At 64.3% G+C, this 24,744-nt stretch carries 15 protein-coding genes and 1 tRNA gene; all 16 read left to right on the top strand.

The window, feature by feature from the left end:
• The first annotated feature begins 81 nt into the window (after nt 1-81).
• The 16 genes from ABD151_RS00270 (at nt 82) to ABD151_RS00195 (ending at nt 24,286) form a co-directional block, all read left to right on the top strand.
• Nucleotides 82-1,332, top strand: coding sequence for a glutamate-5-semialdehyde dehydrogenase (locus ABD151_RS00270; protein ID WP_343989961.1), 1,251 nt, complete (start codon nt 82-84; stop codon nt 1,330-1,332).
• Nucleotides 1,333-1,354: 22 nt separating this feature from the next.
• Nucleotides 1,355-1,504 (top strand): hypothetical protein, encoded by a 150-nt coding sequence (locus ABD151_RS00265; protein ID WP_343989958.1) that lies wholly within the window; start codon nt 1,355-1,357, stop codon nt 1,502-1,504.
• Nucleotides 1,491-2,120: a nicotinate-nucleotide adenylyltransferase gene (gene nadD, locus ABD151_RS00260; RefSeq protein WP_343989955.1), complete on the top strand. Its 630-nt coding sequence runs from the start codon at nt 1,491-1,493 to the stop codon at nt 2,118-2,120. The genes ABD151_RS00265 and nadD overlap by 14 nt, the downstream gene beginning before the upstream one ends.
• A complete protein-coding gene (rsfS, locus tag ABD151_RS00255; RefSeq protein WP_343989952.1) occupies nt 2,117-2,515 on the top strand; it encodes a ribosome silencing factor in 399 nt (132 codons plus the stop codon). Before nadD ends, rsfS begins: the two co-directional genes overlap by 4 nt.
• Nucleotides 2,512-3,129, top strand: a complete 618-nt coding sequence (locus ABD151_RS00250) for a histidine phosphatase family protein (protein WP_343989950.1) — start codon at nt 2,512-2,514, stop codon at nt 3,127-3,129. The genes rsfS and ABD151_RS00250 overlap by 4 nt, the downstream gene beginning before the upstream one ends.
• A gap of 84 nt (nt 3,130-3,213) precedes the next feature.
• Nucleotides 3,214-3,289 (top strand) — tRNA-Ala (locus ABD151_RS00245).
• Nucleotides 3,290-3,558: 269 nt separating this feature from the next.
• Entirely contained in the window at nt 3,559-3,720 is a 162-nt protein-coding gene (locus ABD151_RS00240) for a hypothetical protein (RefSeq protein WP_343989947.1), read from the top strand.
• A gap of 182 nt (nt 3,721-3,902) precedes the next feature.
• Nucleotides 3,903-4,220: a hypothetical protein gene (locus ABD151_RS00235; RefSeq protein WP_343989944.1), complete on the top strand. Its 318-nt coding sequence runs from the start codon at nt 3,903-3,905 to the stop codon at nt 4,218-4,220.
• Between the two features lie 106 nt (nt 4,221-4,326).
• A complete protein-coding gene (pglW, locus tag ABD151_RS00230) occupies nt 4,327-8,496 on the top strand; it encodes a BREX system serine/threonine kinase PglW (RefSeq protein WP_343989941.1) in 4,170 nt (1,389 codons plus the stop codon).
• Nucleotides 8,493-12,104, top strand: coding sequence for a BREX-2 system adenine-specific DNA-methyltransferase PglX (pglX, locus tag ABD151_RS00225; RefSeq protein ID WP_343989938.1), 3,612 nt, complete (start codon nt 8,493-8,495; stop codon nt 12,102-12,104). The genes pglW and pglX overlap by 4 nt, the downstream gene beginning before the upstream one ends.
• Before the next feature lie 15 nt (nt 12,105-12,119).
• Entirely contained in the window at nt 12,120-15,905 is a 3,786-nt protein-coding gene (locus ABD151_RS00220; RefSeq protein WP_343989935.1) for a BREX-2 system ATPase PglY family protein, read from the top strand.
• Entirely contained in the window at nt 15,902-18,565 is a 2,664-nt protein-coding gene (gene pglZ, locus ABD151_RS00215) for a BREX-2 system phosphatase PglZ (RefSeq protein WP_343989932.1), read from the top strand. The genes ABD151_RS00220 and pglZ overlap by 4 nt, the downstream gene beginning before the upstream one ends.
• A gap of 3 nt (nt 18,566-18,568) precedes the next feature.
• Nucleotides 18,569-19,885, top strand: coding sequence for a BREX system ATP-binding protein BrxD (gene brxD, locus ABD151_RS00210; protein ID WP_343989929.1), 1,317 nt, complete (start codon nt 18,569-18,571; stop codon nt 19,883-19,885).
• A 5-nt stretch (nt 19,886-19,890) separates the two neighbouring features.
• Nucleotides 19,891-21,954: a DEAD/DEAH box helicase gene (locus tag ABD151_RS00205; protein ID WP_343989927.1), complete on the top strand. Its 2,064-nt coding sequence runs from the start codon at nt 19,891-19,893 to the stop codon at nt 21,952-21,954.
• A gap of 58 nt (nt 21,955-22,012) precedes the next feature.
• Entirely contained in the window at nt 22,013-22,666 is a 654-nt protein-coding gene (locus ABD151_RS00200) for a hypothetical protein (RefSeq protein ID WP_343989924.1), read from the top strand.
• A gap of 1,152 nt (nt 22,667-23,818) precedes the next feature.
• Nucleotides 23,819-24,286: a hypothetical protein gene (locus ABD151_RS00195; RefSeq protein ID WP_343989921.1), complete on the top strand. Its 468-nt coding sequence runs from the start codon at nt 23,819-23,821 to the stop codon at nt 24,284-24,286.
• The last annotated feature ends 458 nt before the right edge of the window (nt 24,287-24,744 follow it).

The raw sequence follows: 24,744 nt of genomic DNA, 5'->3' as shown, positions 1-24,744 counted from the left end.
CGGCGTTCTGCGTCTGGGGTGCTGCGCCCACTGGGCAGACGGAGCGCCCGTGCGCGGCGGCGTCCGACTAGGATTTTGACCATGAGCACCGAGCAGGAAGTCCACGACGTCGCCCGAAGGGCTCGCACCGCGAGCTTCGAGCTCGCCGTCGCCACGCGTCAGGTCAAGGACGCCGCACTGTCGGCGATGGCGGAGGCCTTGATCGCCGGTGCTCCCGAGATCCTGCGTGCCAACGCCGAGGACGTGCAGCGGGCGAAGGACGCCGGCACCGGAGCCAACCTGATCGATCGGCTCGCGCTCGACGAGGCCCGGCTGGAGGGCATGGCCAAGGGGCTGCGCGACGTCGCCGCGCTGCCCGACCCGGTCGGCGACGTGGTCCGCGGCAGCACCCTGGCCAACGGTCTGGAGCTGCGCCAGGTCCGCGTGCCGTTCGGCGTGATCGGGATGATCTACGAGGCGCGCCCCAACGTCACCGCTGACGCCGCCGGGATCTGCCTGAAGTCCGGCAACGCGGTGCTGCTGCGCGGCTCGTCCAGCGCGCGCTCCAGCAATGCGGCCATCGTCGCCGCCCTGCGCGAGGCCGTGCAGGGCGCGGGTCTGCCGGCCGACGCGGTGCAGATGGTGCCCGGCGACAGCCACGACTCGGTCAAGCACCTGATGCGGGCCCGTGGCCTGGTCGACGTGCTGATCCCGCGTGGTGGCGCCGGACTGATCCGCAGCGTCGTGGAGGAGTCGACGGTGCCGGTGATCGAGACCGGCACCGGCAACTGCCACGTCTACGTGGACAAGGCGGCCGATCTCGAGCAGGCGCTGGCGATCGTGCTGAACTCGAAGACGCAGCGCAACAGCGTCTGCAACGCGGCCGAGGCGCTGTTGGTGCACGCCGACATCGCCGATGAGTTCCTGCCGCGGGTGATCGAGGCGCTGCACGACAAGCAGGTGCTGATCCACGGCGACGAGCGCTTCGGCGAGTACGACGGCGTGGTCGCCGTCACCGAGGAGGCGTACGCGGCCGAGTTCCTCGCCGCGGAGATCTCGGCCCGCGTGGTCGAGTCGGTCGACGAGGCGATCGAGCACATCCGGCGCTACTCGACCGGGCACACGGACGCGATCGTGACCGAGGACCAGGCCGCCGCGCGCAGGTTCGTGGCACGGGTCGACTCGGCTGCCGTGCTGGTCAACGCCTCCACCCGGTTCACCGACGGCGGCGAGTTCGGGTTCGGTGCCGAGATCGGGATCAGCACCCAGAAGCTGCACGCCCGTGGCCCGATGGGGCTGCCGGAGATGACCAGCACCAAGTACGTGGTGACCGGCGCCGGTCACGTCCGCTGACGCATCCACTAGGATTCGAGCCATGTCGATCTCCACGCTCGTTATTGCTGCCTCCGAGTCCTCGGGCGAGCCCACCCTCAGCCCCTACGCTGTGGGCGGCATCGCCCTGGGCATCCTGCTTGCACTCCTCGTCGTGCTGATCATGTTCGGCGCGGGGCGTGAGCACAGCTGAGCCAACCTCGGCTCGCCGTCGCGTGGGCGTGATGGGTGGGACGTTCGATCCCATTCATCACGGCCACTTGGTCGCTGCCAGCGAGGTTCAGTCGTGGTTCGATCTCGACGAGGTCATCTTCGTCCCGACCGGAGCACCCTGGCAGAAGGCCGACCGGGAGGTCTCGGACGCCGAGCACCGTTATCTGATGACGGTGATCGCGACCGCGGCCAACCCACGCTTCACCGTCTCGCGCGTCGACATCGACCGGGACGGACCCACCTTCACCATCGACACCCTGCGTGATCTCCAGACGCGGTTGCCCGATGCTGATCTGTACTTCATCACCGGCGCCGACGCGCTGGGCAACATCTTCACCTGGCGCGATGCGCCGGAGCTCTTCGAGCTGGCCAGGTTCGTGGGTTGTACCCGCCCCGGCTACGAGCTCGACGAGGAGATGTTGGCCGACATCCCGTCCGAGAGGGTCACCCTCGTGGAGATCCCGGCGCTCGCCATCTCCTCGACCGACTGTCGCCAGCGCAAGCAGCGCGGCGAGCCTGTCTGGTACCTGGTGCCCGACGGCGTGGTGCAGTACATCGCCAAGCACGATCTCTACCCTGCGGAGCCCACCTCATGACTGCCACCGACTACGCCCTCAACCTGATCCAGGTCGCTGCCGCGGCCGCGGATGACAAGCTGGCCAAGGAGATCGTCGCCTTCGACGTCTCCGAGCAGCTGTCGATCACCGACGCCTTCCTGCTCGCCTCGGCCGGCAACGACCGCCAGGTCCGCGCCATCGTGGAGGAGATCGAGGACAAGCTGCGTGAGCTCGACGCCAAGCCGATCCGCCGCGAGGGCCACCGTGAGGGCCGTTGGGTGCTGCTCGACTACGGCGACATCGTCGTCCACGTGCAGCACGACGAGGAGCGCGAGTTCTACGCCCTCGAGCGGCTGTGGCGCGACTGCCCGGTGATCGAGCTCAACCTGACCCGCCCCGCCGCTGCTGAGGGCGACAGCGGCTCCGAGGCATGAGCCGGCGTCTGGTCTGGCTGCGGCACGGCCAGACCGCGTGGAACCTCGCCCGACGGGTGCAGGGGCATACCGACATCGAGCTCGACGACGCCGGGCACGAGCAGGCCGCGGCGGCCGGCTCCTGGGTCGCGGGCTTCGGTGCCTCCCAGTTGTGGAGCAGCGATCTGGCGCGCGCTCGGCAGACGGCGGCCTACGTGGCCAAGGAGTCCGGTCTCGACGTCGTCGGCGACGAGCGGCTGCGTGAGTTCGACCTGGGGGAGCGCTCCGGGATCTTCCTCGACGACTACCAGGAGCGGTTCGCCGAGGAGTACGCCGCGTTCCAGGGCGGCGACTTCTCGGTCGTTCCCGGTGCGGAGACGCCCGAGGTCGTCGCGGTGCGCCTGCGTGGCGTGGCGCCGGAGATCCTCGCTGCCCTCGGGCAGGGGGAGACGGCGGTCGTCGTGTCGCACGGCACCGCGATCCGGACGGCGGTGCTGGCGTTGACCGGCATGCCGCTCGACCTCAACCAGCTGCGGGTGCTGCCCAACTGCGGCGTCGCCGTGCTCGAGCAACGTGCCGACGATCCGGCGCTGATGCGCTTGGTGGCCTACGGATTGCGGGCTCCGAACGCCTGACGGGACCCCCGATTTCACAACTCGTTCGCAGTGGGCTAATGTTCTGGTCGTCGGGAAGCGCCGGGAACGGAGCGGAACGAAGCTGGGGGTGTGGCGCAGCTGGTAGCGCACCTGCATGGCATGCAGGGGGTCAGGGGTTCGAGTCCCCTCACCTCCACCAGTAAGCACTGGTCAGAGGCCATGTTCCGAATCCTTCTGAAGGGTCCGGAACATGGCCTCCCAGCATTTACCCAGCACTTTCCCCGAGAAAGTCGATCTGTACGCGGTCGCCCTCGGGGGTTCTCGGGTGCTTTCGGACAGGTGCGCCTACCTGTTCGGTATGACTCGATTCAGCATCTCGGCACGGTGCCCCGAGAATGTTGCTCACGGCACGGGGCTCCTGCGTTATCCCGAAGAGACGACACCAGCTCGTCTGAAGGGAACAACGCCATGATTCTGATGCTCTCGGTCCGCCTGGCCGCGCCAGCCCACGCCTACCTCGATGCCTACTCGCCGACCAACATCCTCATCCGCAAGCTGCGCGATCCTGGCCGTCAACGGCTCGCCTTCCCGGTCTCAGCGGTGTTGGTGGTTTCCCCGGGGCCCGGCTGACCTCGATCATCGACTCCCGTGGACCCGGCTGGCTCGACCCGCTCGCACTCCTGTGCGCGTGGAACATGATCAAGTTCGCGCGGGTGGGCGTGGCATCAACAGCGGCCAGCGCACGGCGCGTGATCGCCCATTCGGTGCGATCTCGTCGGCGGGCGGAGTTCCACGGCGCATAGCCTTGGGGTGTGTCAGATGAACTCTCCTTGTTCGGCGACGAGCCGACAACCCCGGAGCCGGTGGCTCAGTCGACGGCGCCTCCAGCCAGCGACTGGCAGATCGACCTCTTACGCAAGGCGCTCGACGCCCGAGGGCTGACCTCAATGGTCGAGCGGCAGACCGCGATTGAGGCTGCCGGCGGGCGAAAGGTGCCGTCGCTGCGGTCGCTGACGCAGGAGGAGGCGCTGGCCATCCTCAATCAGTTCGGTCAGGAACCGCAGAGGCGGTCTTCGTCCGGGTCGGCGTGGGATGACCGCGACGAGGACACTTGGATCGATCCGCTCTAGCCGCGGCGGAGGATCCCCCGAAATTGTCGGCCGTATGTGAAAACATGAGCAATGTCAGTCACACCCGCAGCCAGCCTCGGTTGGCGACGAGTCGAGTCAAGGAAAAATGAAGGCAGATTTCCCCCACTGGATCGTGATGGGGCCGCCCGCGACGCCAGCGGAGGAAGCGGCGCTTGACGCCTTCCGAGAGCTGCTGCCTGAGGACGGCATCACGACTGCTTGGGTGAACCTGACGTTCATCGACAACAGCGGTCGTTCGGGCGAGATCGACGTCCTACTGCTGACGCGTTCTGGCCTGTGGGTGGTCGAGCTGAAGGGGTGGCACGGCCGCATCGTCGGCAACACCCAACGGTGGTTCCACAACTCGCGAAACGTGGAGAACCCTTGGCTGGCCACGGACCGCAAGGCGAAGCGGCTCGCTGAGCTCCTCAAGGACGTCGCCCCCAACGAACCGGCGCGCAAGCAGGTGCCGTTCCTTCAGTCCAAGGTGGTCCTTCACGGGCGCAGCAGCGTCGTTGAGCTCGAAGAGCGAGCTACGTTGGGCGTCCTCGCGATGGACAATTTCGAGGTCAAGGCCAAGCCCGCGCTCCAGAGGCTCAGCACTTTCCTCACCGAGCTTCCCAGCAACCCACACCACGTCATCGACTGGCAGCGCGCCAAGGCCATTCGGTCACTGTGCGAGGCAGCCGGATTCAAGGCGACGCCCAAGACGCGAATGGTGGGGGACTACAAGGTCGCTGACTCCACACCGATCGCTGAAGGACCGGACTGGCAGGACGTCCTGGTCGACAACCCGCATCTGAGCGGGGTGAAGTTGCGGCTGCGGCTTCGCGATCTGCCGCCGAAGGCGTCATCGAGCGACCGGCAACGCATCGAGGACCTCGCCCAGCGCGAATACCAACTCACCTACGGCATTCGTCACGACGGCATCGACGTCCCGACGGAGTTCAAGAAGACCGACGACGGTCCGGCGCTGGTGTTCGAGTATGACGAGTCCGAGCAGCCTCTCGATGCCTACATCGCCTCCCAACCTGACCTGTCCTTCGAGCAACGCATCGCCATGGTCATTCGGTTGGGCGAGACCATCCGGTTCGCCCATCAGCGTCATCTCATCCACCGTGCGCTGGGGCCCAAGCGCATTTGGGTGCGTCGGGCCAACAGCAAGGAGACCAAGAACAGCGGAGCGCGGCTCTCGATCCGCGATTGGTACTCAGGCCAGAAGGACCGATCCAGCAGCTCCGAGACTCGCTGGACGACCATCAGTGCCGGTGTCACTGACATCCTGGGCACCGCAGCGCACGAGGACTGGATCTACCTCGCCCCCGAAGCACGGGTCCCGTCCGACAACCTCCCAGGAATCCCGCTCGACATCTACGGCTTCGGGGCTGTCGCACACCTGATTCTCACCGGCCGACCGCCAGCGGAGAACCTCGTTGATCTTGAGCAGAAGCTCACCCAGGAGAGGGCTCTCGATCCTCGCTCGGTCGCAGGGGGTATCCCAGACGAGATCGCAGAAGTAGTCGTCCTCATCACGAGTGCAGCCGAGACAGACCGTCCGTCCACCATGGCCGAGGTGCTCGACTACCTGCAGGTCGCCTGGGATGAGGTTCGCAAGGTCGACGCAGCTGAGACACCCACTGAGGTTGAAGATCCCCTCGACGCCCAGAGCGGCGACGCCATTGCCGATCGGTTCCTGGTCCTCGCGCGCCGGGGCGAAGGCTCGACGGGTGTCGCCTTCGCGGTCAACGACATGGACTCTGCGGACTCTGATCGTGAGGTCATTCTCAAGGTCTCACGCACCCCCTCTGCGGACAAGCGATTGAAGGCAGAGGGCGAAATCTTGCGAGCCCTCGATCACAAACGAATCGTTCGACTCCTCGACGGCCCCCTCGACATCGCTGGCCGCCGGGCCTTGCTCTTGAGCGACGCAGGCAAGGAGACCCTCGCTGTCCGCTTGGCGAAGGAGGGCCGCTCGACACTTGGTCAGCTCCAGCAGTTCGGCGGCGATCTGCTCGATGCCATGGCCTATTTGGAGACCAAGGGGTTCTTCCACCGCGACATCAAGCCCGCCAACCTGGGCATCATCCCTGACCCCGGCACCAGGAAACCTTCCCTCGTCCTCTTCGACTTCTCCCTGTCCGACGAAAGCGTCGACAACATCTCCTCCGGCACACCGGGCTACCTCGACCCGTACCTCGGGCGTGGGCCGAGGAAGCGTTACGACCGGGCTGCCGAGTTGTACGCCGTCTCGGCCACACTCTTCGAGATGGCCACCGGGGGTCTCCCTTGGTGGGGGTCTGGGCACAGTCAACCGCTGAGTCCCGATGACGCTCCAGTGATTGAGCCGACCGCCTTCGAGCCGGCCGTCGCGGCGCAGTTCGCCCAGCTCTTCCGCAAGGCACTGCACCCGAAAGCCAAGTCACGGTTCAGCAGCGCCGACGATCTAGCGACGGCCTGGCATGAGATCTTTGCAACCCTCGACTCGGGGGACGAGACAGCGGAAGCGAACCAGGAGTTGGCAGAAGCCGCCGGTCTCGACACGTTGCTCGAGAAGTCAGGTCTCTCAGCACGTGCACGGTCCGCAGCGTCACGTCTCGATGTCACCACCGTTGGTGGACTGCTTGGTGTCCACCCGACCAAGATCAACTCGATTCGCGGGTTGGGCGAGTCCTACCGCAAGGAGATTCAGGCTCGGATCAAGCAGTGGCGCGCCAGGCTGAGCGTTCCGACGGAGGTCGACGACGCCGTCGTTGCCAAGCGCGGTGTTGAACGAGTTCTTGTCGACCTGCTTGACCCCTTGAACGGCTCTGATCGTGCAGTGGTCGACGGCCTCCTGGGGCTCACGCCCGAGGCGGCAGGGTCCCATCCGGGTTGGCCCGCGGTCACTGAGGTTGCTCAGTCACTGGGGCAGACACGCGAACAGGTCGCCGACATCCTCGACCGCGCGGTCGCGAAGTGGGCGAAGAAGAAGGAACTCGCCGGCGTCCATGAGGACACTGTCGCGATTCTGGCCAGGCAGGGTCGCGTGACGACGGTCTCCGCGCTTGCCCTCGCCTTGGCTGCCCAACGCGGATCGCTGTTGGACGGGGGAGAGCGCACACGCCAGTCCGCCGCCTTGCTCCGCCTCGTATTTGAGTACGACGCCCGCGAGTCCGAGCCCGCCTTCGACTTGCGTCGAAGCGCAAAGCGGCCAGCACTGATTGCCCTCCATGAAGGCATCGACCCCGACGAGACCGGTCGCGACTTCCCGCTGGCAGATGTGCTCATCGACGCAGCTGCCGAGCTCGGCCGGGCCGCCGATGCCTTGGTTGGCGACGCCCGTGTCGTTCCATACGCGGTGGCGGCCCAGGCGCTGAGGAGCGAGGTCGCCGACACTCCCGCGGGTCCGGTCATGATTGATGACCGGCGCCTGGTCCGACTCGCAGCGGACGCCAGCGAGACGGCCGAGCTGTCCGGCTTCGATGAGCTCTATCCCACGACACTCCCAACGCAGACCGCCGTTGAACTGGCGCTGAGCGGCAAGCCGGGCCGACAGATCTCAGAGGCAGCAGTCCGACGCTCGGTGCAGGCCCGATTCCCGAGCGTGGCGCTTCCAGCGCACAGCCACGAACTCGACCCGCTGGTTGAAGCAGCATTGCCAGGCATGGTGCGCCGCGACGGCATCTATGAGCCCGCCAGCACCCGACCGACCACCTTCACCGGCACCACCACCATGTTCGGCACGACGGTGGTGGCCACCCCCGGCGCTGAGGTCGTCGGACGGCTCAGCGACTCGCTGAGCCGCCGCAGCGCTCTCACGCTCTGTGTCCCACCCAGCCGCTACCTACGCCAGACCCGCGAGCTGGCGGACACCTTCCAGGTCGACACGATTGATGTGGCCCACCTGATCGTCGAAGCGACGAAGGAGACGGCAGCTTCACACGGCATCGACTGGGGGTTCGTCGTCGGCGCTGATGCGAAGACTCGTGAAGGCTCGGATTGGGCTAACCTCACCAGACTCGTCCAATCGGCCGTGGAACCGCGCTGGAACGACACTCTCGCCACCGATCGCACAGTCCTCCTGACCCACGCCGGCCCACTCCAGCGCTACGGCATGGGCCACCTGCTCGCCACCCTCCTCGACGTCGGCACCGACCGTCCCGCAGCCCGCTGGCTCCTCGTCGCCATGCAAGCCAGCCAGACCGTTCCGATGCTTGGCGGCAACCCCGTTCCCATCGGCCCGAGCGGCTGGCTCACCCTGCCCTCCGAACTCCCGAAAGAAGCCCCGTCCCTGTGATCCAGTCCGCCGCGCTCCTCAAAGACCTCAAGGCTCAACTCAAGCTGGTCCAGGCAGACCTGCGCGCTCGTGCCGACGACACGTCCGACCGTTGGGGTGCCCGCCTTCAGGAGGAGTACGCCGAGGCCCGCAAACGAGAGCGCACCGGCCACTCGTGGGTCGTGTGGCGCGACAACGAGGTTGACCAGGCAGCAGTTGCTTGGCTGATCTCGATGACCTTTGTCCGCTTCTGTGAGGACAACGACCTGCTGAGCGGTGCTCGCATTGACGGGCAACCGGTTCCCATCGGTTGGATTGCCGGGCCGGGTGACCGCACGGCACGAGCCGAAGAGAACCTCACCGCCTACTTCCGTGAGAACCCGACCCACAACCGCCGCGACTGGCTCCGACAAGCCTTTCGTGTGCTCGCAGCCCAGCCGGCCGGCAAGGCTCTCGTCGATGAGAAGCACAACCCCGTCTGGACCGCCGACATCAGTGCCGAACGAGCCTCAGAGCTGATCGACTTCTGGCGTCAGACCGACAGCAGTGGGGTTCTTGTCCACGACTTCAGCGATGCCAACCTCGACACCCGGTTCCTCGGCGATCTGTACCAAGACCTGTCCGAGCACGCCCGCAAGACCTACGCGCTGCTGCAGACCCCTGTCTTCGTCGAGGAGTTCATCCTCGACCAGACCCTGACACCAGCGCTGGAAGAGTTCGGTCTCGACGGCCTCAAACTGATCGACCCCACCTGCGGCTCCGGCCACTTCCTCCTCGGCGCCTTCGAGCGCCTCGTCACCCAATGGCAGGCCGACGCCCCCGCGCTCGACGCGAAGGAACACGTACGTCGGGCCATGGACTCCATCCACGGCGTCGACCTCAACCCCTTCGCCGTCGCCATCGCCCGGTTCCGGCTCACTGTGGCGGGTCTTCTTGCCATGGGGGAGCGCTCCCTCGTCGGCGTGTCGAACCTCGGCTTCCACCTCGCCATTGGCGACTCATTGCTCGGCGAGACTGGTGGAGCGCCGCAAGCCCTCCAGTTCGACGGCGAAGAGACTGAGACCTACTTCTACGACGGTGAAGACCTCAAGGAGTACGCAGGCATCCTCCAGCCGGGCCAGTACCACGTCGTCGTCGGCAACCCGCCTTACATCACGGTCAAGGACAAAGCGCTCAACGCGCTGTATCGACGGTCGTACTCGACGGCGGCCCGTAAATACGCGCTGTCCGCCCCTTTCATGGAACTCTTCTTCCGGCTCGCTATCAAGGGCGAGCAAAACCGAGGTGCTGGGTATACGGGTCAGATCACCGCGAACTCCTTCATGAAGCGTGAGTTCGGAAAGAAGCTCATCGAAGAGTTTCTTGCTGGCTTCCATCTCGGAAACCCCGTCGACCTGTTGACCGTTGTTGACAGCTCGGGCGCATACATTCCCGGCCACGGCACCCCGACCGTCATTATCGTTGGTCGTCGGCGCCGCCCGGTGGACGAACAGGTCCGGGCCGTCCTCGGCATTCGCGGCGAACCTGGTCAACCCGCCGACCCGGCGACGGGTCAAGTTTGGACCGAGATCGTCAGCCACCTCGACCAGCCCGGATTCAACGGCAAGTTCGTGTCTGTCGTCGATCTCGAACGTTCAATCCTCAGTAGTCACCCTTGGTCTCTCGGCGGGGGCGGTGCCGCCGAACTGCGCGAACTACTGGAGGAAGCGGGTGCGCGCAAGCTCGGTTCGGTGATGGCGGAAGCAGGATTCTCTGATATCACCGGTAACGACGACGTGTTCCTGATGCCAGAGAGGGTGGCAGTAACAAAGAAGATCGCGTCGCAATGCCGACCGTTTGTTGAAGGCGATGTTGTTCGGGACTACAGGTTTGATGCCCGATCCGTCGCATTCTTGCCAACGAGCGAGTCGGGTTCGCCGTTGGAGCCGTTGCCCGCCGCTTTTCAGCATGTCTGGCCGTTCCGAAAGCTTCTTCAATCGGCTGTTTTCTTCGGAAAGACGCCAGACCAGCGGGGGCTGCGTTGGTATGACCATGCGATCTTCCAGCCCGGAAAACATTCAAATGACCTCCTGTTGACCTACTCGTTCGTTTCTACGCACAATCATTTCGCCCTCGAGCGCGGCGGCAATCTATTCAACAAGTCCGCTCCGGTGATCAAGCTTCCTGCGACAGCCACGGAAGATGATCATCTCGCCTTGATCGGCCTGCTTAACAGTTCAACGGCGTGCTTTTGGATGAAACAAGTGAGTCACAACAAGGGAGACTCCACTGACACAAAGGGAGCGAGGGTAACTGGGGATCCTGCGTTCGACTCGTACGAGTTCACTGGAACAAAAATGGAGCAGTTCCCTCTGCCGCGTGCACTCCCCTTGGTGCGCGGCCGTCGCCTAGATTCACTGGCGCACACGATGCACCGCACTGCCCCTGCGTACCGGGTGGCGACCTGGCTGAGATCCGGTGCAGGCGAAGCGCTCTCCGCGTCACTTGAAGAGGCGCGGCGCGAATGGAACCTCGTGCGCCAGCAGATGATTTTCGAGCAGGAAGAACTGGACTGGGAGGTTTATCGTCTCTTTGGTCTGATCGATGAGGTAGTCGAGGCCACGGGTCGTGATAAGGACATGCTTCACCTCGGCGGCCGGGCTTTCGAGATTGCCTTGGCGCGCAGGCTCGAAGCAGGTGAGGTGCAAACGGCCTGGTTCCGGCGGACCGGGAGCGAACCAACAACAGTGGTGTCGCAGGAGTGGCCGACGGGATACGCGGATCTTGTGGAGAAGCGGCTCGCTCTGATCGAAGAGAACCCAGTGCTGAGACTCCTGGAAGGGCCCGAGTTTAAGCGACGCTGGTCGGCTCCCACATGGGAGGCTCAGATCGAGTCAGCCGTTAAGGATGCGATTCTCGATCGGTTGGAGCCTGTTGGCCTTTGGCGCGATGGTCAAGGGCCGCTCGCTCGGTCGGTCGCTGAGCTCGCTGACGCAGTGAAGGGCGATTCGATTCTGCGCGAACTCGTGGAGGTATTGACCGGCGACTCTGAAGCAGATCTCACGAAGGTGGTGGGGTCATTGGTGACGGCGGAGGCAGTTCCCTACCTAGCCGCCCACCGCTACAAGGGGGCCGGGCTGGAGAAGTTCCGAACGTGGCAGCAGGTCTGGGACTTGCAGCGACGTGAGGACGCGGGGGAGAAGGTCGATATCCCAGTGCCGCCGAAGTACTCGACCCCCGACTTTCGGAGGCCCGAGTACTGGAAGGCGCGCGGAAAGCTCGATGTACCCAAGGAACGGTTCATCCTGTATCCAGGACTTGGCCGTGAAGGTGACTCGACAGTCGTGCTCGGGTGGGCTGGCTGGGATTACAGGGATCAGGCGCTCGCGCTGGCTCGGGAGTTCCCGGTCCAAGACGCGTTGGGCGCTGAGGATGACCTGCTGACGCAGATGGTTGCTGGTCTTGTTGAACTCGAACCGTGGGTGTACCAGTGGCACTCCGAGATCGACGCGTCGTTCGGTGTGAGCCCGGCCGATGCGATCAGCGGCATCATCGATCACCAACTCGGGCGTCTGGAAGCCACGCGTGAGGAAGTCACTGAGTGGGTGCCGCCGGCTCCGACGCGTGGCCGCCGAGCAAAGAAGTCGTAGGGGAGAATCTGAACCGTGGTTGACTCTGAACTGTCCTTGCCGCTCCGCAATGCGATCCACATCCCGGAGGCGGTGCACGACGCCGACTTCGTCCTGCAGATCGACAAGGCGCAGGACCAGCCTGAGCAAACTCTCAACGACTACGTCGTCACCCCCGGGATCGCGGCTGCGTTCCGTGACGGGCTTGAGCTTGTGCGTTCGGCCTTCGAGAACACCAGTGCCCGAGGAACTTTCGTCCATGGCTCGTTTGGTGCCGGTAAGTCGCACTTCATGGCTGTCCTTCACCTGCTGCTGACGGGCAATACGCGTGCACGTGCGTTGCCGGGGCTTCAGGATGAGATTGCGACCTACAGTGCCGTCCTCGACCGCAACCTACTGGCCGTTGACTATCACTTCGTGGGTGCCGAGAGCGTCGAGTCCGCGCTCTTTGGTGGTTACCTCAAGGCGATCAAGAAGAAGCACCCCGACGCGCTCCCGCCTGTGCTCCACCGGTCCGACGCGCTATGGGCCGACGCCGACGCCTGGCGTGCTCGGATGGGTGACGAGAGGTTCTTCGAGCCGTTCGCCTCAAGCGCCGGGGGTGGCTGGGGAAGTTTCGGTGGCGGCGTCACCCCCGAAAGCTATGACGCTGCGCGTCACTCAGCGCCCACCGATCCGGAACGGATGAGGATCACTGCTGAACTGATCAAGCACTACTTCTCCTCGGTTGAGGTCGCAGGCAAGTGGCTCGATATGTCCTCGGGCCTGCAGGCGATGACCGAACACGCCAAGAGCCTTGGCTACGACGGTGTCGTGCTTTTCCTCGACGAACTCGTTCTTTGGCTCTCCGGGCATCTGTCTGACAGCACTTTCATCTCCACCGAGACCGAGAAGGTTGCGAAGCTCGTCGAAACTGGCGGTGGAACCCTGCCGATCCCACTGGTCTCCTTCGTTGCCCGCCAGCGCAACCTGAAGGACTTCCTGGGAGGCGGCGCTGGCGGTGCCGAGCGCGTGGCGCTCGATGACTCCTTCCAATGGTGGGAGGGCCGTTTCGAGCGGATCACTCTGCCTGCAGCTGACCTGCCCGAGATCGTCCAGAAGCGACTCCTGGTCCCCTCTAGCCCGGCTGGCAAGTCGGCGATCAACGCTGCGATCTCGAAGGTCCGTGCCAACCCGACGGCCTACAAGCACCTCCTCACTGACGAGGCCGGATCGAGCGGCGTCGACTTCGAGAAGGTCTATCCCTTCTCACCGGCGTTGGTGGACGCGATGATCGCGCTGTCGGCAATCATGCAGCGCGAGCGCACGGCCCTGAAGATCATGAGTGAGCTGCTCTCACACGGCCGCGACGAACTCACGGTCGGTGACGTCATCGGGGTCGGAGACCTTTTCGAGGAGGTCGTGCTCGGCAATGCCGAGCCGCTCACCGACGACATGAAGTCCGTGTTCAAGTCCGCCCGCACCTTCTACCAACAGAAGATGCGACCGTACCTGCTCAACAAGCACAGCCTCACCGAGGCAAGCGCCGACGGATCGGCCCGCGACCACGCCTTCCGGCGCGACGATCGGATCGCCAAGACTCTGCTAGTTGCGGCGATCGCGCCGGGAGCGACCTCACTCAAGGACCTCACAGCGTCCCGGATCGCAGCACTCAACTTCGGCTCGGTCAAGTCGATGATTCCGGGCCAGGAAGCGACCCAGCTGGCGACTCAGGTCAAGCAGTGGGCCAGCGAGTTCGGAGAGATCACGGTCGGGCAGGGCGCCGATCCGATCATCAATCTGACGCTGACTGGCATCGACTTCGACTCGATCCTGGTGCACGTCGATACCGAGGACACCCAAGCGAACCGGCGGCGCTTGATCCGCGATCTGCTGGTCGACCAGGTGGGTGCCGCGGCGACCGGTGCCATCGGCAGCGAGTATGCGTTCTCGCACGTGTGGCGCGGGCAGAGGCGTGATGTCGATGTGGTCTTCGGCAATCTTCGTGACCCGCAGACGATGCCTAACTCTCTGCTTCAAGCCGAGGGAAACCGGTGGAAGTTGGTCGTCGACTATCCGTTCGATGACCACGCCCAGCACGGGCCTAGCGATGACCTTGTGCGCATCCAGGACCTCAAACACGACAAGTTCGTGACGGACACCGTCGTTTGGCTCCCGAACTTCCTCACCAGCGCGCGGATGGATGACGTCGGCAAGCTGGTCAAGCTCGACTACCTGCTCACCGGCAGCCGGTTTGATCAGTACTCGACCTCGCTACCGGTCGCCGACCGTGAGCCAGCCCGCAACCAACTTCAGAACCAGGCCTCATCACTTCGGGAGCAGGTGATCGGTGCTCTGCGTCAGGCGTACGGCATCGATGCCGTACGCGACGATCAGATCGGCGCGAAGGTGCCAGACGGTCGAAACTTCGAGACCCTTGCGGTCGGATATGACCCGTTAAAGGTGTCGACGTCGACCTTCACCGCGGCAGCCGAGGCAGCGCTCGGTGGCGCACTCGATGCCCGCTACCCAAGCCACCCCACGGTTGACCGGGCCACCGATGAGGTGAAGAAGAGTGACTTCGCCGCTGTGCTCGACCTCGCTCGCAAGGCCATGGCCGCAGGCGGCCGGATCGAGCAGGTCGACCGGCCCACGGCAACCAAGGTGCGTCGGGTCGTCGACGGCTACGGCGTCGGCAAGCTCGCCGAGGTCACCTACGTCCTCTCGGCGACCTACTTCCGCTGGAACGACGAGTTCACCAAGGCCGCCGCCGGAGGCGACGTCACCGTCGGCGAACTGCGTGATTCCCTCGTCGATTTCGGGATGACCAAGGATGCCGAAGATCTGCTCATTTTGGCGTGGGCTGCGATGACCGATCGGATCTTCAAGCGGCTCGGCAGCCTCGTCTCTAGTCCAACGATTGGCTCCTTGGTTCCCGAGATGGTGCTTCATGAGCCGGTCCTCCCGACGGAGGACGAGTGGGGGACCGCGGTGGCACGCGCCAAGGCCCTCTTCGGTGTGGGCGGCAACGAGTATCACCTCTCCAACGCGGCGGTCGAGAGGCTCGGCAAGTACGCGGACAAGGTCAAGGAATTCGCGCCTGGCGTGACCCGACTGGCCACCGCGCTGTCGGAACACTCTGAGGTGCTCGGTCTGAGTGAGACGAGCCCGCGGCTCGTGTCAGCCCGTCGCGCCGTGGACTTGTTCGCCGCCGTCGGCAGGGCCGAGACCGCACTTGACCGGGTGCGCGTACTTGCCGAGTTCGATCTGCCGAGCGAGTTGCCCGCTCTGGGCAAGTCCATCGCGTCGGCCGCCGCAGTGGCAGCGGCTATTGACGGTGCGCAATGGACGCTCATCGACCAGTTGCCCACGCTGGGCGGTGATGACGCCGACGAGGCATTGTCAGCGCTGCAGACAGCAGCGGCACATGAGGAACTGCACGAAGCGCTGAAGCCGGTGCTGAGTGCAGCATCTGAGCAAGTGACGCGTGTACTGGTAGCCAGGAAGCCTGCGCCGGCTCCCAACGAGGACGCCCAGCGGAAGGCCGACGAAGCCGCTGCAGCGGCGAAACGACGTGCAGAGGAGCAGGCGGCACGCGTCGCCGATCAACAGAAGCGCATCGCCGAGCAGGAAGCTGCTCTTGCGAAGCAACGGGCACAATTTGAGCGGGAACGAGAAGATCTCGAGCGCCGGAAGGCTGAGGCCGAGCGCCGGGCGCAAGAAACCCACACGCTGGAATTGAGACTCGCCGCACAGATTGACGACCTCGCCCAAAAACTCGTCGAAGAACTCCAGGCCCCGGTTGAGGGCAAGAATCTCCGAGTCGACTGGAGATGGGAGTGACTCCCTCGGTCGCCGACAGCACCACCCGGGCAGTCGGGGTGTCCAAGGCCATGCTTCTGCAGAAGGCGGCTGACCTCGTGGGGTCCACCAAGCCCGAACGTGCACTCGTGCTGCGAGCCAAACCGGAATGGACTGGCGGCGATCTCACAGTCAGGGACCGCGTCGTCCGAGTGGTCCCGGGTGTATCCCAGCTGGGGATCCTCGACTTCCTCACCAACATGGCACCCGACGACTACGCGATCATCCTCACCGACCGTGCGCGCAGCGATCTCGGCAACGCGGTGTTGTCGCGGGCGTACAAGAACGACATACAGATGCCCGATGAGTGGCAGGCCATCCCACGACTGTTCGAGGCCCGCGAAGTCAGTCGTGAACTGCGCCGGCTCGACTGGGCTGCCACAGCATTGCTCGACCATCAGCCGGTCGGCGGGTGGCCGAAGACCGCAGAGGTCGCCGTCAGCGACACCTTCGCCGTATCCAGCCTGCTCAACTCCATCCTCGGGCTCGATCTGTCCACCGAGCTTGACTCCACCGTGCTGATGTCAACGCTCGGACGAGGTGACGTCCGCAGCCGCTGGTCTTCCATAGACCCGGGTCTGCGACGCCACCTGATCGACTGGGTCGAGGCAGGCGTCGGATCCCCTGGCGCCTTGGCTCTCACGATCGCGCAGAAGACCGAGTTCGTGACCCCGTTGGCCGTCTCCCTCGTACTCGACGTGCTCTGGCCAGACGACGGATCAGTCGCCGACGAACACCAAGCCGCGGCGCGGGTCCGCATCGAGCGGCACACAGGTCAGAGCCCTGTTCCGGTCGAGACTGCCAAGGCGGCCGCCCGGATCGCCAAAGCGATCGTCCTGCGTGCCGGCGCGGACGCCAGCAATGACGTCACCGTGGCACTCAAGCAAGCCGAAGCGCTCCTGGCCGACATCGGCTGGCCCGCAGGAGCGGAACGGTCCGCCGTCCTCACCCAAGGGTATCGCGCTCGTGTACGTGCGCTCGCAGCGTCGCTGGAAGGCACGGGAGACGTGGAGGAAGCGCTCACGGCGATTCATCGCCACCGTGATGCCGCAGTCTCGACCGCTCCGGACATGGCCGTCCGGCTGCACCGCTGGCTCGCCACGGATGAGCCCACCACCGTTGATCTAGCCGACGACATCGACCTCCAGACCCGCGACGGCGCATGGGTTGATGCTGCGCTGGGCGCGATATGGAGCGCATCAGATGACCCCGTCGTCTCCTCGGCCTACTCTGCTCTTGCTCAACAGGTCGCAGCACGTCGGACGGCACGAGACGGCCACGCAGCCGACCGGCTTTCCCAAGCACTGAGCAACGGGCCCGCTGCAACGCTCGGCGAATCAGTCATTGGAATCGAACGAATCCTCGGAGACGTCGTCGCTCCCTGGCGCAATGGCGGTGTCCTGCTCGTCGTACTCGACGGCCTGAGTTCGGCCATCGCTGCCTCAGTTGCCGCTGACGTGGCACGGATCGGGCTGGTCGAGTTCGTTCCCGACACCACGAAGCGCAGATTCAGCGCAGTCTCGGCTCTGCCGTCACTGACCAACATCTCGCGCACCTCACTGTTCTGTGGCCGCATCACCAAGGGCGCCGGGGATGATGAGCGCAAAGGACTCAGCACAGCATTCCCGGGTTCGCAGACCTTCCACAAGGACGGCTTGCGTGCGCCGGGGGGGTCTGCACTTCCGCCCGAGGTGGTGGAAGCGATCACCACAGATCCACAAGTAACACCGGTGGTCGGTGTCGTGATCAACGCGATCGACGATGCGATCCACAAGAACGACGTATCCGACTGGGAGTGGAGCTTCGATCAACTGGCGCCGCTACGCCCGCTTCTCGACGCCGCTGTCAACGCGCGCCGAACGGTGATCATCACCTCCGACCACGGCCATGTCGTGGAGCGCTCCAGCGAGGCCCTGACCGCCGAGGGCGCCGAAGCCAGGTGGCGGCCGGTGGGAGCCCCTGTCGCTGAGGGCGAAGTGCTCGTCTCCGGTTCTCGCGTCGTTGCGCCGAATGGATCCGCGGTCCTCTTGTGGCGAGAAGACGCGCACTTCGGTCCGCGGCGCGCCGGCTACCACGGAGGCGCGAGTCTCGCCGAGATCACCGTCCCTGTGTTGGTTTTCCAACCCGCCACCGCGCTCGCCGCAGCAGCCGAGGGTTGGGTTCAGGCCCCGCCACAGACACCGGGCTGGTGGAACGACCCGGTCGTGGCCGCTCCAGTTGTCCCGGCCCCGAAACCGAAGCCACGTAAGAAGGCCGCCCCCATCGATGAGAGCGAGGGACTCTTCGGGTTCGACGAGATTGCCCAGGCGCCCGCTCCTTCGCCGACGCCCGACATGGTCGCGTCATTGCTCGCCAGCGGTCCATATGCGAGCCAGCGCGCGATGGCCGGTCGGCGGGCGCTGCCTGATGAGCAGGTCGAGACCTTCGTTCGAGCGATCGTCGACCGCGGTTTCCGTGCCCACCGCGACACCGTCGCAGCGGCAGTCGGCACCCCAGTGAACAACATCGGCCAGGTGCTCGCGGCCGTGAAGCGACTGCTCAACGTTGACGGGTACGACGTGCTGTCGCTGGACCACGACGGGGTGACCTACAAGATCGACGAGGCGCTGCTCCGCGACCAGTTCGGACTGGGAGGCCGCTGAGCGATGACCGAGCTGACGATCAGCCCTCGACGCAGACGCGACATCATTGACGCCCTACGCCGTGGCACTGTTCCCCAGCAAGGGCTCGACGTTCTCGCTGTGGGTCTCGCCCGCTTTGAGTCGGCCCTCGATGCTGAACTCGACGGCGTGGCCGACGGTAGTGCTGGATTCAAGGCTGTCCGCGGCGAGTACGGCTCGGGAAAGACCTTCTTCGCACGCTGGCTCACCGAACGAGCCAAGCGAGCGAACTTCGCCACTGCCGAGATTCAGATCAGCGAGACCGAGACACCCCTGCACAAGCTTGAGACCGTCTATCGCCGTGTCGTTGAAAACCTCGCCACACCCACCACATCGACGGGAGCCATGGGCGACGTCGTTGATGGATGGTTCTACTTTCTCGATCAGGATGCTGGCGAGGGTGGCACGTCGGCTTCCCTGGAGCTTCTCGACAAGCGGCTGAGCGAGGTGTCCAAGGAGGCACCCGCGTTCGCGGCGGTACTCCGGACTTATCGGCTCGCTCAGCAGTCTGGTGATGGCGCCCAGGCCGAAGGGCTACTCGCGTGGCTCAGCGGCCAACCCCACGTCTCGGCTTCGGTCAAGCGTGCCGCTGGGGTTCGTGGCGACCTCGATCACTTCGGTGCGCTTGGATTCCTCCAGGGGCTCCTCACTGTTCTGCGTGACTCCGACTACTCAGGACTCGTACTCGTCCTCGATGAAGTCGAGACGTTGCAGCGAATGCGCTCCGATGTACGAGAGAAGTCACTCAACGCGCTTCGGCAACTCCTGGACGAGATCGACGGCGGGCGCTTCCCGGGCCTCTACCTCGTCTTGACAGGAACCCCTGCATTCTTCGACGGTCAACAGGGTGTGCAGCGACTGCCGCCGTTGGCGCAACGACTGCAAACCGACTTTCAGACTGACGCACGATTCGACAACCCACGCGCCGTCCAAATCCGGCTCTCCGGGTTCACGGCCGACTCGCTCATCGAACTGGGCACCCGAGTCCGCGACATTTTCGCTGCGGGAGCCGACAACCCGGAGCGCATCCACACCGTGGTCGACGACGCCTATGTCGCCACCCTCGCCAAGGCAGTCGGTGGTGAACTTGGTGGACGAACCGGCGTTGCGCCGCGGCTGTTCCTGAAGAAGCTGATCGCTGACGTGCTAGACCGTGTCGAGCTGTTCGAGGACTTCGACCCCCGGCGCGACTACCGCCTCACCGTCGATCCGAATGAACTCACCGACGTCGAACGCGCCGCGCAGGTTCGTGGCGCTGGGGGAGCGGTCGGCTCGGTCGACGACATCGATCTGGAGCTCTGAGCGACATGTCGAGCGCAACCGGGCTCGACCCGGCGATCGAGTACCACGTCGTCAACTCACTCGGGTGGCCCGGACTTCGCCCTCTACAGGAAGCTGCGGTCGCGCCAATCCGTGCGGGCGATGATTGCGTCTTGCTGGCGCCGACCGCTGGCGGCAAGACCGAAGCAGCAACCTTCCCGTTGTTGTCGCAGATGACGAACGCAGAGTGGAGCGGCACGTCGGTCTTGTATGTCACCCCGCTCCGGGCACTGCTCAACAATCTGCTGCCGCGATTGGAGTCCTACACCGCGTGGATCGGACGGACCACTGCACTGTGGCACGGAGACGTCGGCCCGTCTGAAAGGCGGCGAATCCTCGCCGATCGACCCGACGTACTGCTGACGACGCCAGAGTCCCTCGAAGCGATGTTGGTCTCGCGCACCGTCGACCACACGAGGTTCTTCTCCGGTTTGCAGGCTGTAGTGATCGATGAACTTCACTCCTTCGCGGGCTCCGACCGCGGCTGGCATCTGCTCGGTGTTCTTGAACGAGTCGAGCGAGTCATCGGTCGGAAACTCCAGCGGGTAGGGCTCTCGGCAACGATCGGGAATCCCCAGGCCGTGGGGGAGTGGATGCAAGGCTCGACCACTGATCGCGGTCCCATGCAGGTTGTGGAGGGCATCGCTGCCGCTGTGGCGCCGGAGCCGGAGGTCACGCTCGACTACGTCGGGAGCATGGAGAACGCAGCTACCGTCATCTCTCGCATGCACCGTGGCGAGAAACGCCTCGTCTTCCTCGAGTCGCGTCGACGTGCCGAGGAACTCGCCTTCCTCCTCCGCGAACGCGACATTCAGACCTTCGTCTCTCACTCATCGCTCTCGGTGGACGAACGACGGAGATCCGAGCAAGCTTTCGCCGAGGCGCAAGACACCGTCATCGTCGCCACGTCAACGCTCGAACTCGGGATCGACATCGGCGACCTCGACCGCATGATCCAGATCGACGCACCCAGAACGGTGTCATCGTTCCTGCAAAGGCTCGGCCGCACCGGGCGGAGGGTCGGCGGCACGCGGAACGCCCTGTTCCTGGCCACCAACCTTGACGGGGTGCTCGACGCGTCCGCGCTCCTGCTCTTGTGGAAGCAGGGCTTCGTGGAGGACGTTGTGGCACCACCGCATCCCCGTCACCTGGCAGCACAGCAACTCCTGGCGCTTGCGCTGCAGGAGGGACGCTTGGCGCCCTCTGCGTTGGCTGACTGGTGGGGAGACCTGCCATTGATGGCCGACGGTCCCGAGGTCTTGGACTACCTAGGATCAGAAGCATTCCTCGTCGAGGACTCGGGGCTGCTCTCGATTGGGCCACGAGCCGAAGCGGAGTTCGGGAAGCGCCACTTCATCGAACTGCTGTCCTCGTTCGTGGCCGCACCAGAGTTACGGGTGGTCGCGGGCACGAAGGAGATTGGCTTTGTGTCGCCGCTCTCGCTGCCCGCCCCTGCGGACAGAGAGAACAAGCCGCTTGTTCTCGCCGGTCGCGGATGGAACATCCGTGAGGTCGACTGGAACCGCTTCACTGTCTGGGTCGAAGAGGTTCCCACCAAAGGCGATGTGAAGTGGCCATCGGACGCCATCGCGCTCTCGTACGAGATGACTCAAGCCCGCCGCGAGATCTTGCTCGGCCAAACACCGGATGTGGAACTCTCCAAACGGTTCCCGCAGGCGCTGGAACGTGTGCGTGCAGACCACGCTGAGGAAGTCAGTGCCCGAGGACTCGTCGTGTGGCCTCAGGCTGAAGGCCAGCGTGTCTGGACGTGGGCCGGTCTCAAAGCGAACGCCACCCTACTCGCAGGACTCGGCCTCGACGCGGTGGGTGTCGAGAACGACTATGTCGATTTTCCGATCGACGTGGAGTCTGCCGACGTTGACGTCTCCGCCGTCCCCCACCCTGGCCCCGGCGCAGTGGTGGGCTTGAAGTTCTCGGCAGCCCTTCCCCCAGATCTCGCCACGCGAACGCTGGGTGAGCGACTCGCGGATCCAGCCGGCGCACACGCCAGCGCCATCGCGGCCCGTGTGGTTGTCAGCCAACGGGAATGACGCGCTGCAGCAAACTGCTGACCGGATACTGGCACATCGGACGAGCAAGGGAGATTCGGTGATCGACGAAGGCAGCATCGACGAGTCCGGAGGCAAGGGTGCCGAGATCTACGCCGAGTGGAAGAACCAGTTTCTAGGTGGCGCCCTGAGCGACGAAGAGGCACGGCATTGCTTCAACGTTGGCCGCGTTGCACTTGAGTTCGCTCGGCTGGAAGAGGAGATTGGGCACCTCTTGTTCGAACTCAACGAGAGCCGCCGACACACGGGCACCGAGTACATGAGGTACGTCAAGGAGAGCGCCAAGATCGGAGCATGCCTCACCGATGCGGCTCGCCGGCACCCTGACGTTGACGTTGGATGGAACGACGTCGCTGATCGGTACAAGAAGTTCGCAGCCCTGCGAAACCGCTATGCCCATGCATCTGTTGGGGCCACCGCGGTCGTGAACCCCGAGACTGGCATCCTCGAAGTGAAGAGCCTGCAAGAGAAGCATGCCAGGGGAGAATCCCTGCGCAACCTTCCGACTGACAAGGAAATCGAGGACCTGTGCCTGGCCATGCGCCAGCTGAGCTTCCAACTGTGGAAGGTGCGCAACGAACGCTCCATCGACCGATGGGCCAAACTCTTGGCGGCCAGGGTCCTGCATGCTCGTGGACGAGGGGCTCCTGCCGCTGCCGATGATTCGGATGGGTCGATACGCGGGGATCTTTGAGTAGGAGGGTCGGCCACCAACAGTTCAACCACCAACGCCAACGCCGCGCGTCCGAATTCGACAGGTCATCAGAAGATCATCGGAAACGATCAGGCACTGTCCCGAGAGCTTCCGATAGAGGGGCACCGTCCAGTGGAGAACCTCCGTAACATCCCGGGGTTTCCCAGAGGGATCTAAGTTCTGACGTAGTCCGGGACAGGTCCTCGACCTTATCCAGAGGGTTTGGGTTCAAATCTGCTCTGCTGGTCGTGGGTGAGTAGACCGGGCTGCTTGGCCACGGTCGCTGTCTGTCGGGGCATGGCTGTCAGGCATGGCCAACCGGATAAACGCCGAGTGGGTCTGCATCCTTCGCGCGCTGTCCAGTGTCTCCCTTGAACGTGGTCTGCGGCGATTGCGTTGCGGAGAGCGGCTCGATCACAAGCCACCGATGGACTTGATGCTCGCTGGTCGGTACGATGAATCACCAGGTGGTTGAAATCGAAACTGGGGTGCACTGGGTACGCAGGGCAACGGAAAGGGTGTCTGACGCCGCGAGACGTTGAAAGACGTTTCCGCGGGCCAGACGCCATTTTCGACGACTAACGAAAGAGGGTGAGAACCCTCAGATCAGATGTCGTAATAGAGATCGAACTTTGGTGCGTTGGCTGAGGAGCGGTGGCGCTTGCGTAGCGGACTATTACGGCCACATGTCGTCAAACGCAGTTCCACATGGTCGACGCCTCCACCTGCAGCTCCAGGGCGCACCGGGCACCGCAGGACCCTGCTGGCAACCTCTTGGCTTGTTCGACGCAGCAACCCGGCGATCTCAAGTGACGGCGGCGCGAGTCCACTGAGACTACCGCACCAGCATCTGTGGCCCACACCAGAAGCTGTTTGTCTTTGGTGCCCCGTCCTTCCGCTCCGGCGAGGAAAAGGGCCACCGCTCCAGCCCTCTGGTCGATTGCGTCCGGCGCGACGCCGCGCTCCCTCCGAGTCGAATGCCAGAGAGCCTCCTTCTCCCCGAGGCTGGTTCGTCAGCCCGACAGCTCGATTCAGGGACAGTGACACAGAACAGGCCACCATCAGGCGGCTCGGAGGAAGACTGACATGTCGAGAGCGCTTGAAGCGGCTGAAAGCGGCCCACGGCGAGCCTTGCCCCGGTAGCACCTACCAGTGACTTCTACCTTTCATACTGCTCTCCTCGCGCTCTCGATGGCCCTATGTTCCCTCGTTGTGCCGGCAGGCGCTAAGGCGTTACCAACCAGCGCGAGTGCGCCGTCTATCTGGGCCAGTGTGCATATTCTTGCTCCGACTTCGAACAAGAAGAAAGGGAAGGCGATCATCAAAAACGTGAAGTCTGAGGTCCGCGCTAACGCTGTCGATCACTACGATGACGTGACATTTTGGGGCGGAGTGACTATCAAGGCGCCGAACGGCAAGGTTGTAGGCCGGTCGACTACTCGGCCGAACTACTCCGTTAACCGCGCACTTTCAGTGCAGCTGTACGCTGTCAAGCCCGGTCGCAACCGGGCAAACGCCACCGGTTCCGTTGCGCGCTTCGACATCAACGCGCCCTTCAATTACGTCAAGATCCGTAAGGTCAGCAAGCAGTTCACGATCACGGTCCGCGACAAGCGGTAGGGCGGCAGAGCGATTCGGCTCACGGTGGACTGCCGGCAATTTGCCTGCGCACTGACGTTCTCGCGCGTGAAATAGCAATTGGGGACAATCGGTTTCTGGCCCAGCCGCCTCGTCAGGTGAGCAACGGGTGCCGGTTCATTTTCCCCTACGCAGGAGTTGCGGGAAACCAGGGCCGGACGGCTACCAAGATCGCAGCCAACTGCATTACCGCTGTCAGTGGCCCGGAATCGGAACAGATGTCGCCAAGACGAGCATACGGTGCGGCGCTGACCGAAGATGTCGGCCGGTCAGGACCTTCGATAGTCGCCAAGGAGCAACGGTTGCCTACAGAAACTGCAGACCTTCGTGATGCCGATCGCGACCTCGTTGTTTGCGCGGCATTCCGTACATTTGACAACGACTTTGCGTGACGCGCCTGGGATGTAGCGTTTGTTGATGACCCGATCGGCTCCGTAGTC

Source organism: Nocardioides dubius (assembly GCF_039528155.1).
Lineage (GTDB): Bacteria > Actinomycetota > Actinomycetes > Propionibacteriales > Nocardioidaceae > Nocardioides > Nocardioides dubius.
Note: the sequence above shows the minus strand (reverse complement) of the source record. Positions and strands in the feature narration are given on the sequence as shown.